At 59.7% G+C, this 13,434-nt stretch carries 11 protein-coding genes, 3 tRNA genes and 1 riboswitch; of the genes, 13 read left to right on the forward strand and 1 reads right to left on the reverse strand.

Going from position 1 to position 13,434, the window contains the following annotated elements; genetic code table 11:
• Positions 1-53: 53 nt before the first annotated feature.
• From aruF to astE, 6 genes are all read left to right on the forward strand, one after another.
• Complete coding sequence (gene aruF, locus AC07V0_RS27380; RefSeq protein WP_007934901.1) at positions 54-1,073, forward strand: arginine/ornithine succinyltransferase subunit alpha; 1,020 nt, start codon at positions 54-56, stop codon at positions 1,071-1,073.
• Between the two features lie 79 nt (positions 1,074-1,152).
• Entirely contained in the window at positions 1,153-2,178 is a 1,026-nt protein-coding gene (gene astA, locus AC07V0_RS27385; RefSeq protein ID WP_018926391.1) for an arginine N-succinyltransferase, read from the forward strand.
• Positions 2,175-3,644, forward strand: coding sequence for a succinylglutamate-semialdehyde dehydrogenase (gene astD / locus AC07V0_RS27390; protein WP_167331184.1), 1,470 nt, complete (start codon positions 2,175-2,177; stop codon positions 3,642-3,644). The genes astA and astD overlap by 4 nt, the downstream gene beginning before the upstream one ends.
• Positions 3,645-3,695: 51 nt before the next feature.
• Positions 3,696-5,042 (forward strand): N-succinylarginine dihydrolase, encoded by a 1,347-nt coding sequence (astB, locus tag AC07V0_RS27395; RefSeq protein WP_064616458.1) that lies wholly within the window; start codon positions 3,696-3,698, stop codon positions 5,040-5,042.
• A 72-nt stretch (positions 5,043-5,114) separates the two neighbouring features.
• The gene (locus AC07V0_RS27400) at positions 5,115-5,405 is read left to right on the forward strand and encodes a hypothetical protein (protein WP_018926388.1); all 291 of its coding nucleotides are present in this window, start codon (positions 5,115-5,117) and stop codon (positions 5,403-5,405) included.
• A 12-nt stretch (positions 5,406-5,417) separates the two neighbouring features.
• Positions 5,418-6,428 (forward strand): succinylglutamate desuccinylase, encoded by a 1,011-nt coding sequence (astE, locus tag AC07V0_RS27405; RefSeq protein WP_192350827.1) that lies wholly within the window; start codon positions 5,418-5,420, stop codon positions 6,426-6,428.
• A gap of 49 nt (positions 6,429-6,477) precedes the next feature.
• On the opposite strand, the gene AC07V0_RS27410 is transcribed toward astE, so the two are convergent.
• Positions 6,478-6,987, reverse strand: coding sequence for a 6,7-dimethyl-8-ribityllumazine synthase (locus AC07V0_RS27410; RefSeq protein WP_019582888.1), 510 nt, complete (start codon positions 6,985-6,987; stop codon positions 6,478-6,480).
• Between the two features lie 115 nt (positions 6,988-7,102).
• A riboswitch (FMN riboswitch) is annotated at positions 7,103-7,273 on the reverse strand.
• A 198-nt stretch (positions 7,274-7,471) separates the two neighbouring features.
• Between AC07V0_RS27410 and ltaE the strand changes: the two genes are divergently transcribed.
• The 7 genes from ltaE (at position 7,472) to AC07V0_RS27445 (ending at position 13,434) form a co-directional block, all read left to right on the forward strand.
• Positions 7,472-8,476 carry a low-specificity L-threonine aldolase gene (gene ltaE, locus AC07V0_RS27415; protein ID WP_138866954.1) on the forward strand — a complete coding sequence of 335 codons (1,005 nt, stop codon included), beginning with the start codon at positions 7,472-7,474 and terminating at the stop codon, positions 8,474-8,476.
• Between the two features lie 146 nt (positions 8,477-8,622).
• On the forward strand, positions 8,623-11,244 hold the full coding sequence (gene alaS, locus AC07V0_RS27420; RefSeq protein ID WP_192350829.1) for an alanine--tRNA ligase: 2,622 nt from the start codon (positions 8,623-8,625) through the stop codon (positions 11,242-11,244).
• 91 nt (positions 11,245-11,335) lie between these two features.
• On the forward strand, positions 11,336-12,577 hold the full coding sequence (locus tag AC07V0_RS27425) for an aspartate kinase (protein ID WP_007934911.1): 1,242 nt from the start codon (positions 11,336-11,338) through the stop codon (positions 12,575-12,577).
• 188 nt (positions 12,578-12,765) lie between these two features.
• A complete protein-coding gene (gene csrA / locus AC07V0_RS27430) occupies positions 12,766-12,954 on the forward strand; it encodes a carbon storage regulator CsrA (protein WP_002554426.1) in 189 nt (62 codons plus the stop codon).
• 62 nt (positions 12,955-13,016) lie between these two features.
• Positions 13,017-13,107: transfer RNA gene (locus tag AC07V0_RS27435), tRNA-Ser, on the forward strand.
• 107 nt (positions 13,108-13,214) lie between these two features.
• Positions 13,215-13,291 (forward strand) — tRNA-Arg (locus tag AC07V0_RS27440).
• Between the two features lie 71 nt (positions 13,292-13,362).
• Positions 13,363-13,434: transfer RNA gene (locus AC07V0_RS27445), tRNA-Arg, on the forward strand.

Consider the following 13,434-nt stretch of genomic DNA (forward strand, 5'->3'; position numbering starts at 1 on the left):
TTTCCCTGAGTTGGCGCAATTCGCCAACCTGATGTTAAGAAAGGAGTGACACCATGCTGGTGATGCGCCCCGCGCAAATGGCTGATCTGGGCGAGGTACAGCGTCTGGCTGCGGACAGCCCGATTGGTGTCACTTCCTTGCCGGATGACGTTGAACGCCTGAGCGACAAGATCGCCGCAAGCGAAGCCTCGTTCGCCGCCGAAGTGAGCTTCAACGGTGAAGAGAGCTATTTCTTCGTGCTCGAAGACACCGCCACTGGCAAGTTGGTCGGTTGTTCGGCCATCGTTGCCTCGGCCGGTTATTCCGAGCCGTTCTACAGCTTTCGAAACGAAACGTTCGTGCACGCCTCCCGCGAGCTGAAGATTCACAACAAGATCCACGTGCTCTCCCAGTGCCACGACCTGACCGGCAACAGCTTGCTGACCAGTTTCTACGTGCAGAGGGAGTTGGTGGGCACGCCTTGGGCGGAGCTCAACTCCCGAGGCCGTCTGTTGTTCGTGGCCAGCCATCCGGAGCGCTTTGCTGATTCCGTGGTGACCGAGATCGTCGGTTACAGCGATGAAAATGGCGACTCGCCGTTCTGGGATGCCATCGGTCGCAACTTCTTCGACCTCAACTACGCCGAAGCCGAGCGTCTGTGCGGTTTGAAGAGCCGCACGTTCCTCGCCGAGCTGATGCCGCATTACCCGATCTACGTGCCGTTGCTGCCGGACTCCGCTCAAGAGGCGATGGGCCAGGTGCACCCGCGGGCGCAAATCACCTTCGACATCCTGATGCGCGAAGGCTTCGAGACCGATCACTACATCGATATTTTCGATGGTGGCCCGACTCTGCATGCCCGCGTCTCGGGGATCCGTTCGATCGCCCAGAGCCGTGTGGTCCCGGTGAAAATCGGTGAGCCGGTCAAAGGCGCCGGTCGTCAGTATCTGGTGGCCAATGCCCAGTTGCAGGATTACCGCGCCGTGTTGCTCGAGCTCGATTACGCGCCGGGCAAACCGGTGACCCTGGATCTTGAAGCGGCCGAAGCCTTGGGCGTCGGTGAAGGTGCCAGCGTGCGCCTGGTGGCGGTTTGACGCCTGCTTCCTGGAGAGAAATGTCTGGAAAGCAGCGAAATTTCGCGGGTGGCGCAAGCGGCCCGTTTGAGGAGATAGCATGATCGTTCGTCCCGTACGCAGCAGCGATTTACCCGCTCTGATCGACCTGGCCCGCAGCACCGGCACCGGCCTGACCACTTTGCCGGCCAACGAAGAGCGTCTGGCCCATCGGGTTGGCTGGGCCGAGAAAACCTTCCGCGGCGAAGCCGGGCGGGGCGATGCGGACTACCTGTTCGTACTCGAAGACGACAATGGCCGCGTGGTGGGTATTTCCGCGATTGCCGGCGCCGTCGGCCTGCGTGAGCCTTGGTACAACTTCCGGGTGGGCCTGACGGTCAGTGCCTCGCAAGAGCTGAATATCTACCGCGAAATTCCGACGCTGTTCCTGGCCAACGACCTGACCGGCAACTCTGAACTGTGCTCGCTGTTCCTGCACGCCGATTACCGCAGTGGCCTCAACGGCCGCATGCTGGCCAAGGCGCGGCTGCTGTTCATCGCCGAGTTCCCGCAACTGTTCGGCAACAAGATCATCGCCGAGATGCGCGGCATGTCCGACGAAGCCGGGCGTTCACCGTTCTGGGAAAGCCTGGGCCGGCATTTCTTCAAGATGGAATTCAGCCAGGCCGACTACCTCACTGGCGTGGGCAACAAGGCGTTCATCGCCGAACTGATGCCGAAATTCCCGCTGTACACCTGCTTCCTGTCGCCAGACGCGCGCAACGTGATTGGCCAGGTTCACCCGGACACCGAGCCGGCCCTGGCGATGCTCAAAAGTGAAGGTTTCAGTTACCAAGGCTACGTCGACATTTTCGACGCAGGCCCTGCGGTGGAGTGCGAAACCGCCAAGATCCGCGCAGTGCGCGACAGCCAGGCGCTGGTGCTGGCCATCGGCACCCCGGGTGATGACGCCACGCCGTTCCTGATCCATAACCGCAAGCGCGAAGACTGCCGGATCACTGCCGCGCCAGCACGCTTCGCCGCTGGCACGTTGGTGGTTGATCCGCTGACCGCCAAACGTCTTCAACTCAACGCTGGCGATCAAGTACGCGCCGTTCCGTTGTCTGCAGCTCGGGAGTCGAAATAATGAATTCGCTATACATCGCTGGTGAATGGCTGGCCGGCCAGGGTGAAAGCTTTCAATCGGTCAACCCGGTGACCCAGCAAGTGCTGTGGGCCGGCGAAGGCGCCACTGCTGCTCAGGTCGAGTCGGCCGTGCAAGCCGCGCGTCAGGCATTCCCGGGCTGGGCCCGTCGTACCCTGGAAGAGCGCATCAGTGTGCTGGAAGCCTTTGCCGCCGCGCTGAAGAATCACGCCGACGAACTGGCTCGCACCATCGGTGAAGAAACCGGCAAACCCTTGTGGGAAGCGGCGACTGAAGTCACCAGCATGGTCAACAAGATTGCCATCTCGGTACAGAGCTACCGCGAACGCACCGGCGAGAAGAGCAGCCCGTTGGGCGACGCCACCGCTGTATTGCGTCACAAGCCGCACGGTGTAGTGGCGGTGTTCGGTCCTTACAACTTCCCTGGTCACTTGCCGAACGGTCACATCGTGCCGGCGCTGCTGGCCGGTAACAGTGTGCTGTTCAAGCCCAGCGAACTGACACCGAAAGTCGCCGAACTGACGGTCAAGTGCTGGATCGAAGCCGGTCTGCCGGCCGGCGTGCTGAACCTGCTGCAAGGTGCTCGCGAAACCGGTATCGCCCTGGCGGCGAACCCAGGCATCGACGGTCTGTTCTTCACCGGTTCCAGCCGTACCGGCAATCATCTGCACAAGCAGTTTTCCGGTCGTCCAGACAAAATTCTCGCGCTGGAAATGGGCGGTAATAACCCGCTGGTGGTGGATCAGGTCGCTGATCTCGATGCGGCCGTTTACACCATCATTCAGTCGGCGTTCATTTCTGCCGGCCAGCGTTGCACCTGCGCCCGTCGCTTGCTGGTGCCGCAAGGCGCCTGGGGCGATACGCTGTTGGCGCGTCTGGTGGCGGTCAGCTCGACCCTTTCAGTCGGTGCGTTCGATCAGCAACCAGCACCGTTCATGGGCTCGGTGATTTCCCTCGGTGCTGCGAAAGCCCTGATGGAAGCGCAAGAGCATCTGCTGGCCAACGGCGCCGTGGCGCTGCTGGAAATGACTCAGCCCCAGGCTCAGGCTGCGTTGCTGACCCCGGGCATTCTGGACGTGACAGCGGTTGCCGATCGCCCAGACGAAGAGCTGTTCGGCCCGCTGCTGCAAGTGATCCGCTACGCTGATTTTGAAGCGGCGATCGCTGAAGCCAACGACACCGCATATGGCCTGGCGGCCGGCCTGTTGTCGGATTCCGAAGCGCGTTATCAGCAATTCTGGCTGGAAAGCCGCGCCGGTATCGTCAACTGGAACAAGCAGCTGACCGGTGCGGCGAGCAGCGCGCCATTCGGCGGCGTCGGCGCCTCGGGCAACCATCGCGCCAGCGCCTACTACGCGGCGGATTACTGCGCGTACCCGGTGGCCTCGCTGGAAACCCCGAGCCTGACCTTGCCAGCGGCCCTTACGCCCGGCGTGCGCATGTCGTAAGACAGACCCTTGTAGCAGCCTATAACAACAGATTCTTGTGGAGCCTCGCTGATGAAATCCTTTGAAGTCAATTTTGACGGTCTAGTGGGGCCGACCCATAACTACGGTGGCCTGTCCTACGGCAACGTCGCCTCCCAGAGCAACAGCCAGCAATCCTCGAACCCGAAGGAAGCGGCGCTGCAAGGTCTGGCGAAAATGAAAGCGCTGATGGATATGGGCTTTCAGCAAGGCGTGCTCGCACCACAGGAACGCCCTGACGTAGCCGCCCTGCGTCGCTTGGGTTTCAGTGGCACCGACGCGCAAGTGATCGAGCAAGCCGCCAAAGACGCGATGCCGCTGCTGGTTGCCAGTTGCTCGGCGTCGAGCATGTGGGTGGCCAACGCCGCCACGGTCAGCCCGAGTGCCGACACCGCCGACGGTCGTGTGCATTTCACCGCCGCTAACCTGAACTGCAAATACCACCGCAGCATCGAGCACCCGACCACCAGTCGCGTGCTGGGCGCGATGTTCGCTGACCAGAAACACTTTGCTCACCACGCCGCGTTGCCGGCCGTGGCGCAGTTCGGTGACGAAGGCGCGGCCAACCACACCCGTTTCTGCCGTGACTACGGTGAAGCCGGCGTCGAGTTTTTCGTGTTCGGTCGTAGCGCGTTCGACACCCGTTATCCGTCCCCGCAGAAGTACCCGGCGCGCCAGACCCTCGAAGCCTCCCAGGCCGTCGCTCGCCTGCATGGCTTGAGCGATGACGGCGTGGTCTACGCCCAGCAGAACCCTTCGGTGATCGATCAGGGCGTGTTCCATAACGACGTGATCGCCGTGGGCAACGGCGAGGTGCTGTTCTATCACGAGGACGCCTTCCTCGACACCGACCAGATGCTCGCTGAGCTGCAAGGTAAACTGGCAAAAGTCGGTGGGAAATTTCAGTCGATCTGCGTACCGCGTTCCGCGGTCACTGTGGAAGACGCCGTTCGTTCCTACCTGTTCAATAGCCAACTGCTGTCGCGTCCTGACGGCTCCATGTTGTTGATCGTGCCGGAAGAATGCCATGGCAACGAACGCGTCTGGCAGTACCTGCAAGGCCTGACCAGCTCTGGCGGCCTGATCCGCGAAGTGAAAGTCTTCGATCTCAAGCAGAGCATGCAGAACGGCGGTGGCCCGGCTTGCCTGCGGTTGCGCGTCGCCCTCAACGAAACCGAACTGGCGGCCGTCAACCAAGGGGTTATCATGACGGCTCCGTTGTACGGCACATTGACCGAGTGGGTCGAAAAGCACTACCGCGACCGCATGACCGAAAACGATCTGGCGGACCCGCAATTGTTGCTTGAGTGCCGGACGGCACTGGATGAACTGACGCAAATCCTTAAACTGGGCGCGGTTTATCCATTCCAGATCAATTGATAGTCGGCGCGCTTTGGCTTTTTATATGAATGGCAAGCGCGCCGCTTAATCTCCAGATGAGAGCGTAAATACATGAGCGATACCCTGCAGCTGATCCTTGAAGACACCGACGGCACGCAACTGGAAACTTCCTGCACCCGCGTCGCGGTCATGTGGCAAGGCAAAGAGCTGTGGATCCAGCAGGACGGCCGTGGCCAGCTGCTGATCGGCGTGGACGTCGAAGAGGGTGACGCTGAATACGCCAACCTGCTGCTGCGCCCATTGGCGACTAATCTGGTAAGTCTGCAACTGGAGATGGAACCGGCCGATCTCGGTGATGATGAGGACCACGTGCACGGCCCGGATTGCAATCACGACCACTAAGGAAACCGCTCTATGCTCGCCCTCGGCAAACTGCTTGAACTGACCCTCGCCGGCCGCGAACCGGCGGAGAAGACTCAACTGACTGTCGAAGGCGTACGGATGCGCTGGTTGAGCGAAGGTGCGCTGGAAGTCCGGCCACCTGAAGCTCGCGACAATGGCCTGGACCTGCTGCTGTCGGCCGGTATCCATGGCAACGAAACAGCGCCGATCGAGCTGCTCGATCGCCTATTGCATGACATCGCCCGCGGTGACTTGAAGCCGCGCGCCCGTATTCTGTTCCTGTTCGGCAATCCCGAGGCCATCCGTCGCGGTGAGCGTTTCATCGAGCAGGACGTCAATCGGCTGTTCAACGGCCGTCACGAACAAAGCAGCGGTTCCGAGGCCTTGCGCGCTTGTGAGCTGGAGCGGCTGGCGGCGACGTTCTTCAGCCTGCCGGACCGCGACCGTCTGCACTACGACCTGCACACGGCGATCCGTGGCTCGAAAATCGAGCAGTTCGCCCTGTACCCCTGGAAAGAAGGCCGTCAGCATTCACGCCAGGAGCTGGCTCGCTTGCGCGCCGCCGGCATGGAAGCGGTGCTGTTGCAGAACAAACCCTCCATCGTCTTCAGCTCCTACACCTACGACAAGCTCGATGCCGAGTCCTTCACCCTGGAGCTGGGCAAGGCCCGGCCCTTCGGGCAGAACGAAGGGGTCAACGTCAGCCTGCTGGAAACCCGCCTGAAGCAGATCATCGAAGGCACCGAGCCGCCAATGACCGATGAAGGGCTGGAAGGGTTGCAGTTGTTCAGCGTGGCCCGGGAAGTGATCAAGCACAGCGATAACTTCCGCCTGAACCTGCCGGCGGACATCGAAAACTTTTCGGAATTGAAAGTGGGTTATGTGCTGGCCGAGGATATCGCCAATACCCGCTGGATCATCGAAGAGCAGGGCGCCCGGATCATCTTCCCGAACCCCAGGGTCAAGAACGGCCTGCGCGCCGGCATCCTGATCGTACCGACCACCGACGAAAACCTGGTCTGACTGTCGTGGAGTGATCGTTCCCACGCAGAGCGCGGGAACGATCGTCTAACTAGACGGCTACCGCGCGAGGCTCGCTGCGGCGCAATGCGCGAGTCTTGTGCAGCGTATCTGCACACGTCTTCGCCGCTTCCTGACCTTTATGCACGAAATGCTCGAAGAAGAACTTCTGGTGTTCTTCACCGGCGTGGAAGTGGTGCGGGGTCAAAACCACCGAGAACACTGGCACTTCGGTTTCCAGCTGAACCTGCATCAGGCCGCTGATCACCGACTGGGCGACGAATTCGTGGCGATAGATGCCGCCATCGACCACCAGGCCCGCGGCGACGATGCCGGCATAACGACCGGACTTGGCCAGCAACTTGGCGTGCAGCGGAATTTCAAAGGCGCCACCGACTTCGAAGAAATCGATGTCCGACTCCTGATAACCCTGGGCAATCATTTCAGCGACGAAGCCTTTACGGCTCTGATCGACGATTTCCTTGTGCCAGCAGGCCTGGATGAACGCGACGCGCTCGCCCTGATGGTTTTTGCTTTTGCTATCGATTGCGGTGGGTTGCATGTTCTGACTCCTGTTTGTGTGAAAAACAGGGCGTTATGAATCGAATGGGATTTAAGGGTACGCAGGCACACGTGTCTGCGGACGGCGCTTTGGTACGGAACCTGGGCGGCGTCAATCCCGTTCTCTCTTCATCCGGACTATGACCGTCGGCCCCGGGATCACACCGGGTCTGCTGACCTTGCCGCCATCACAGCCATTGCCGTGCCTGTCGCCAAGCGCTCGCGGGCTATGCGCATTGCGCGCAATTACCGCCGGTGGGGAATTACACCCCGCCCTGAGAACGTTTTGCCGCCAGATTGTTTGGCGGCGAAGCGTTTTTAACACATATTTATGGGGCGTGCACGGCTGCTTTCTGATGATTGCTATCGGCTTTTCCGAAGGCATACAGCCTCTTTTCCTCGTTCAAGGCTTGATTAATTGTCGGCATGACCGCAGTAATTCCTTTCCGAAACGGATTTTTCCCCTGTTTACCGAGGCCAGATTCATGAGTGTTATCGATCTTCGCAGCGACACCGTCACCCAACCGACCGCAGGGATGCTCGACGCGATGGCCAATGCCGCCACCGGTGACGACGTTTATGGCGAAGATCCGACGGTCAATCGTCTGGAAGCCGAGCTGGCAACACGACTGGGTTTTGCCGCGGCGCTGTTTGTTCCAACGGGCACCATGAGCAACCTGCTGGGCTTGATGGCCCACTGCGAGCGCGGTGACGAATACATTGTCGGTCAGCAGGCCCACACCTATAAGTACGAAGGTGGTGGCGCGGCGGTGCTCGGTTCGATCCAGCCGCAGCCGCTGGAAGTGCAAGCCGATGGTTCGCTGGACCTGGCGCAAGTCGCCGCCGCGATCAAACCGGACGACTTCCACTTCGCGCGCACCCGTTTGCTGGCACTGGAAAACACCATGCAGGGCAAGGTGCTGCCGCTGGAGTACCTGGCCCAGGCTCGCCGCTTCACTCGTGAGCATGGCCTGGCGCTGCATCTGGATGGCGCGCGGCTCTACAACGCGGCGGTCAAGCTGGGTGTCGATGCCCGGGAGATCACTCAGCATTTCGATTCGGTGTCGGTCTGTCTCTCCAAAGGCCTGGGTGCGCCAGTCGGTTCGGTGCTGTGCGGCTCGGTCGAGTTGATCGCCAAGGCTCGGCGTTTGCGCAAGATGGTCGGTGGCGGCATGCGCCAGGCCGGGATTCTCGCGGCGGCGGGGCTGTATGCGCTGGATAATAATGTTCAGCGCCTGGCCGACGACCATGCCAACGCACAATGGCTGGCCGAAGGCCTGCGAGCGGCGGGGTATGAGGTCGAGCCAGTGCAGACCAACATGGTTTACGTGAAAATGGGCGACAAGGCCGAAGCGATCAAGGCCTTCGCCGCGACACGTGGGGTCAAGCTCAGCGCTGCCGCTCGTCTGCGAATGGTCACGCACATGGACGTCAACCGTACGCAAATCGAGCAGGTCGTCGCTACATTCGTCGAGTTTTCCCGCATCTGATCGCGTTAGCGGTCCAATTGACCGTTTCTATCGTATAAACACGCTGTACCCCGCGCGCAGGGCCGATATAATGCGGCCCTTTGCCGTCGCTTCGTCTGTTGACGTTTCGCACAGGCCTTTGGCCGCAGCCTCCGTGGAAGAACCTAATGAAAAGCGCAGAAATCCGTGAAGCCTTCCTTCGCTTCTTCGAAGAGCAAGGCCACACCCGTGTAGCCTCCAGCTCTTTGATTCCGGGCAACGACCCAACCCTGCTGTTCACTAACGCGGGGATGAACCAGTTCAAGGACTGCTTCCTGGGCCAGGAAAAGCGCGCGTACACCCGCGCCGTCAGCAGCCAGAAATGCGTGCGTGCCGGCGGCAAGCACAACGACCTGGAAAACGTCGGTTATACCGCCCGTCACCACACCTTCTTCGAAATGCTGGGTAACTTCAGCTTCGGTGATTATTTCAAGCGTGACGCCATTACCTTTGCCTGGACGTTCCTGACCTCCGACAAATGGCTGAACCTGCCGAAAGAAAAGCTCTGGGTGACCGTCTACGCCAGCGATGACGAGGCCTACGACATCTGGACCAAAGAAGTCGGTGTACCGGCCGAGCGCATGGTTCGCATCGGCGACAACAAGGGCGCGCCGTACGCTTCCGACAACTTCTGGACCATGGGCGATACCGGCCCGTGCGGTCCTTGCACCGAGATCTTCTACGATCACGGCGCCGACATCTGGGGTGGCCCACCGGGCTCGCCGGAAGAAGACGGCGACCGTTACATCGAAATCTGGAACAACGTGTTCATGCAGTTCAACCGCACCGCCGATGGCGTGTTGCACCCGTTGCCAGCCCCGTCGGTGGACACCGGCATGGGTCTTGAGCGGATCAGTGCCGTGCTGCAGCACGTTCACTCGAACTATGAAATCGACCTGTTCCAGAGCCTGCTGAGCGCATCGGCCAAGGCCATCGGTTGCACCAACGACAATCAGGCTTCCCTGAAAGTCGTGGCTGACCACATCCGTTCCTGCGGCTTCCTGATTGCCGACGGCGTGCTGCCGTCCAACGAAGGTCGCGGTTATGTACTGCGCCGGATCATTCGTCGCGCTTGCCGTCACGGCAACAAACTGGGCGCCAAGGGCAGCTTCTTCTACCAGATCGTTGCAGCCCTGGTCGCCGAGATGGGCGAAGCGTTCCCTGAACTGAAATCCCAGCAGGCGCACATCGAGCGCGTGCTGAAGGCCGAAGAAGAGCAATTCGCCAAGACTCTGGAGCAGGGCCTGAAGATCCTCGAGCAGGATCTGGCCGAACTCAAAGGCGACGTGGTGCCGGGCGACGTGGTGTTCAAGCTTTACGACACCTACGGTTTCCCGATGGACCTGACCGGCGACATCGCCCGTGAGCGCAGCCTGACCATCGACGAAGCAGGCTTCGAGCGCGAGATGGAAGCCCAGCGCGTGCGTGCCCGCTCCGCCAGCTCCTTCGGCATGGACTACAACAGCCTGGTCAAGGTTGATGTGGCCACCGAGTTCACCGGTTACACCGCTCACAGCGGTTCCGCCAAAATCGTTGCTCTCTATAAAGAAGGGCAATCGGTTGACGTACTGAGCGAAGGCGAAGAGGGCGTCGTCGTTCTCGATCAGACGCCGTTCTATGCCGAATCCGGTGGTCAGATTGGTGATTGCGGCTTCCTCCAGGCTGGCGCTGCGCGTTTCGACGTGCGCGACACCACCAAGACCGGCGGTGCGTTCCTGCACCACGGTGTGCTGGATTCGGGCAGCCTGATCGTAGGTGCTCCGGTGGAGACTCACGTCGATGCCGAAGTGCGCCATGCGACGTCGCTGAACCACTCGGCAACTCACTTGTTGCACGCTGCATTGCGTCAGGTGCTGGGCGAGCACGTTCAGCAGAAAGGCTCGTTGGTCGACAGTCAGCGTCTACGCTTTGACTTCAGCCACTTCGAAGCGATCAAGCCTGAGCAGTTGAAGGCGCTGGAAGACGTCGTCAACGCCGAGATTCGCAAGAACTCCGAAGTTGAAACCGAAGAAACCGACATCGAAACCGCCAAGCAGAAAGGCGCCATGGCGCTGTTCGGCGAGAAGTACGGCGACAGCGTTCGTGTGCTGAGCATGGGCGATTTCTCCGTCGAGCTGTGCGGCGGTATTCACGCCACCCGTACCGGCGACATCGGTCTGCTGAAAATCATCAGCGAAGGCGGTGTGGCTTCGGGTGTGCGTCGTATCGAGGCAGTCACCGGTGCCGCGGCACTGGCCTACTTGAATGCCGCAGAAGAACAACTCAAGGAAGCGGCCAACCTGGTCAAGGGCAGCCGCGATAACCTGATCGACAAGCTGTCGGCTGTGCTGGAGCGCAACCGTCTGCTGGAGAAGCAACTCGAGCAGTTGCAGGCCAAGGCGGCCAGCGCGGCGGGCGACGATCTGTCGGCTTCTGCCCTGGACGTCAAAGGCGTGAAAGTGCTGGCCGTGCGTCTGGACGGTCAGGACGGCAAGGCGCTGCTGGCGCTGGTCGATCAACTGAAAAACAAACTCGGCCGCGCAGTGATCCTGCTCGGCAGTGTCCATGAGGAAAAGGTCGTTCTGGTTGCAGGCGTGACCAAAGACCTGACTGGCCAACTCAAAGCCGGTGATTTGATGAAGCAGGCTGCTGCGGCAGTGGGCGGGAAGGGCGGTGGTCGTCCAGACATGGCGCAGGGCGGTGGTACTGACGCTGGCGCACTGGATGCCGCATTGGCCCTGACTGTTCCATTTGTAGAGCAGGGTTTATAAGGCAGTGTGCCTGGCCCGCGGTCTAGTAGCGGGCCAGAACGCTGTTTGAGTGATTTATTGGGCGCCCTTCATGGGCAGAGGCGGCTTTGAAATGGCTTTGATCGTACAGAAATTTGGAGGCACCTCAGTCGGCACTGTCGAGAGAATCGAGCAGGTCGCCGACAAGGTTAAGAAATTCCGCGATGCGGGCGATGACCTGGTGGTTGTGCTGTCTGCAATGAGCGGCGAAACCAACCGTCTGATCGATCTGGCCAAGCAAATCAGTGGCGACGGCCAACCGGTTCCACGCGAACTGGATGTGATCGTTTCCACCGGTGAGCAGGTGACGATTGCACTGTTGGCCATGGCGCTGATCAAGCGTGGCGTGCCAGCGGTGTCGTACACCGGCAACCAGGTACGGATTCTGACGGATAGCGCGCACAATAAAGCGCGTATCTTGCAGATTGATGACCAGAAGATTCGCGGTGACCTGAAGGCCGGTCGTGTGGTGGTTGTCGCCGGTTTCCAGGGCGTCGACGAGCACGGCAATATCACCACGCTCGGTCGTGGCGGTTCCGACACCACTGGCGTGGCGCTGGCGGCAGCCCTGAAGGCTGACGAATGCCAGATCTACACCGACGTCGACGGCGTCTACACCACCGACCCGCGTGTGGTGTCCGTGGCTCAGCGTCTGGACAAGATCACCTTCGAAGAGATGCTGGAAATGGCCAGCCTCGGTTCCAAGGTGTTGCAGATCCGTGCGGTCGAGTTCGCCGGCAAGTACAACGTTCCGCTGCGCGTACTGCACAGCTTCAAGGAGGGTCCGGGCACCCTCATTACTATTGATGAAGAGGAAACCATGGAACAGCCGATCATTTCCGGCATCGCTTTCAACCGCGATGAAGCCAAGCTGACCATCCGTGGCGTGCCAGACACCCCGGGCGTGGCGTTCAAGATTCTCGGCCCGATCAGCGCCGCGAACATCGAAGTCGACATGATCGTGCAGAACGTTGCGCACGATAACACCACCGACTTCACCTTCACCGTACACCGTAACGACTACCAGGCGGCGCAATCCGTGCTGGAAAACACCGCTCGCGAGATCGGTGCCCGTGAAGTCGTTGGCGACACCAAGATTGCCAAGGTCTCGATCGTTGGTGTCGGCATGCGCTCCCACGCAGGCGTGGCCAGCCGCATGTTCGAATCCCTGGCCAAAGAAAGCATCAACATCCAGATGATCTCGACTTCGGAAATCAAGGTGTCCGTGGTGATCGAAGAGAAGTACCTGGAACTGGCTGTGCGCGCCCTGCACACAGCTTTCGAACTGGACGCGCCGGCCCGACAGGGCGAGTAATGCGTTCCCCCCGAAGGGCGCGGTCTGACCGCGCCCTTCGTTTTTTTGAATGGTGCGTACCAAAACTGTTCTTTTGCTCGCGCTAGTCAATACTCAGGCATGTAGGGCTGCGACCTTTTCGGTTGTAGGTCGAATGCCTTTTTTTTGCAGACTGTTGTCCCTGAAATGAAATGCGTGAGGAGAAAGGTATGCTGATTCTGACTCGTCGGTGCGCAGAAAGCCTGATTATTGGTGATGGCGAAATCACCGTGACCGTGCTCGGCGTTAAAGGAAATCAAGTGCGTATTGGTGTCAACGCCCCGAAAGAGGTGGCTGTGCACCGTGAGGAAATTTACCTGCGTATCAAGAAAGAGAAGGACGAAGAACCAAGCCATTAATTTTTATCGTTTTTTATGTTTGCAAACGGGGATAAAGCTGGTTAATATACGCCCCGTGTTGCGGAGAGCTGGCCGAGTGGCCGAAGGCGCTCCCCTGCTAAGGGAGTACACCTCAAAAGGGTGTCGGGGGTTCGAATCCCCCGTTCTCCGCCATTATTTGTTTAGTACGTTGTAATCTGGCTTCTTCGGTAAGTTGTTGAAATTACTAGAAAAAGTGCTTTACAAAAAGATTTAACGGCCTATAATGCGCGGCAACAAATGCACTCGTAGCTCAGCTGGATAGAGTACTCGGCTACGAACCGAGCGGTCACAGGTTCGAATCCTGTCGAGTGCACCATTTAAGAGTTGTTTGCAGCAATGTGAGTAACTTGGCTTCAACCAGTTGTGATCTGGTATAAAAACACAAATGCACTCGTAGCTCAGCTGGATAGAGTACTCGGCTACGAACCGAGCGGTCACAGGTTCGAATCCTGTCGAGTG

This window comes from Pseudomonas sp. GW821-FHT01E10, from assembly GCF_059422365.1.

Coding starts and splice junctions, on each gene's coding strand:
- aruF (WP_007934901.1), top strand. CDS start 54: ATGCTGGTGATGCGCCCCGCGCAAATGGCTGATCTGGGCGAGGTACAG.
- astA (WP_018926391.1), top strand. CDS start 1,153: ATGATCGTTCGTCCCGTACGCAGCAGCGATTTACCCGCTCTGATCGAC.
- astB (WP_064616458.1), top strand. CDS start 3,696: ATGAAATCCTTTGAAGTCAATTTTGACGGTCTAGTGGGGCCGACCCAT.
- AC07V0_RS27400 (WP_018926388.1), top strand. CDS start 5,115: ATGAGCGATACCCTGCAGCTGATCCTTGAAGACACCGACGGCACGCAA.
- astE (WP_192350827.1), top strand. CDS start 5,418: ATGCTCGCCCTCGGCAAACTGCTTGAACTGACCCTCGCCGGCCGCGAA.
- AC07V0_RS27410 (WP_019582888.1), bottom strand. CDS start 6,987: ATGCAACCCACCGCAATCGATAGCAAAAGCAAAAACCATCAGGGCGAG.
- ltaE (WP_138866954.1), top strand. CDS start 7,472: ATGAGTGTTATCGATCTTCGCAGCGACACCGTCACCCAACCGACCGCA.
- alaS (WP_192350829.1), top strand. CDS start 8,623: ATGAAAAGCGCAGAAATCCGTGAAGCCTTCCTTCGCTTCTTCGAAGAG.
- AC07V0_RS27425 (WP_007934911.1), top strand. CDS start 11,336: ATGGCTTTGATCGTACAGAAATTTGGAGGCACCTCAGTCGGCACTGTC.
- csrA (WP_002554426.1), top strand. CDS start 12,766: ATGCTGATTCTGACTCGTCGGTGCGCAGAAAGCCTGATTATTGGTGAT.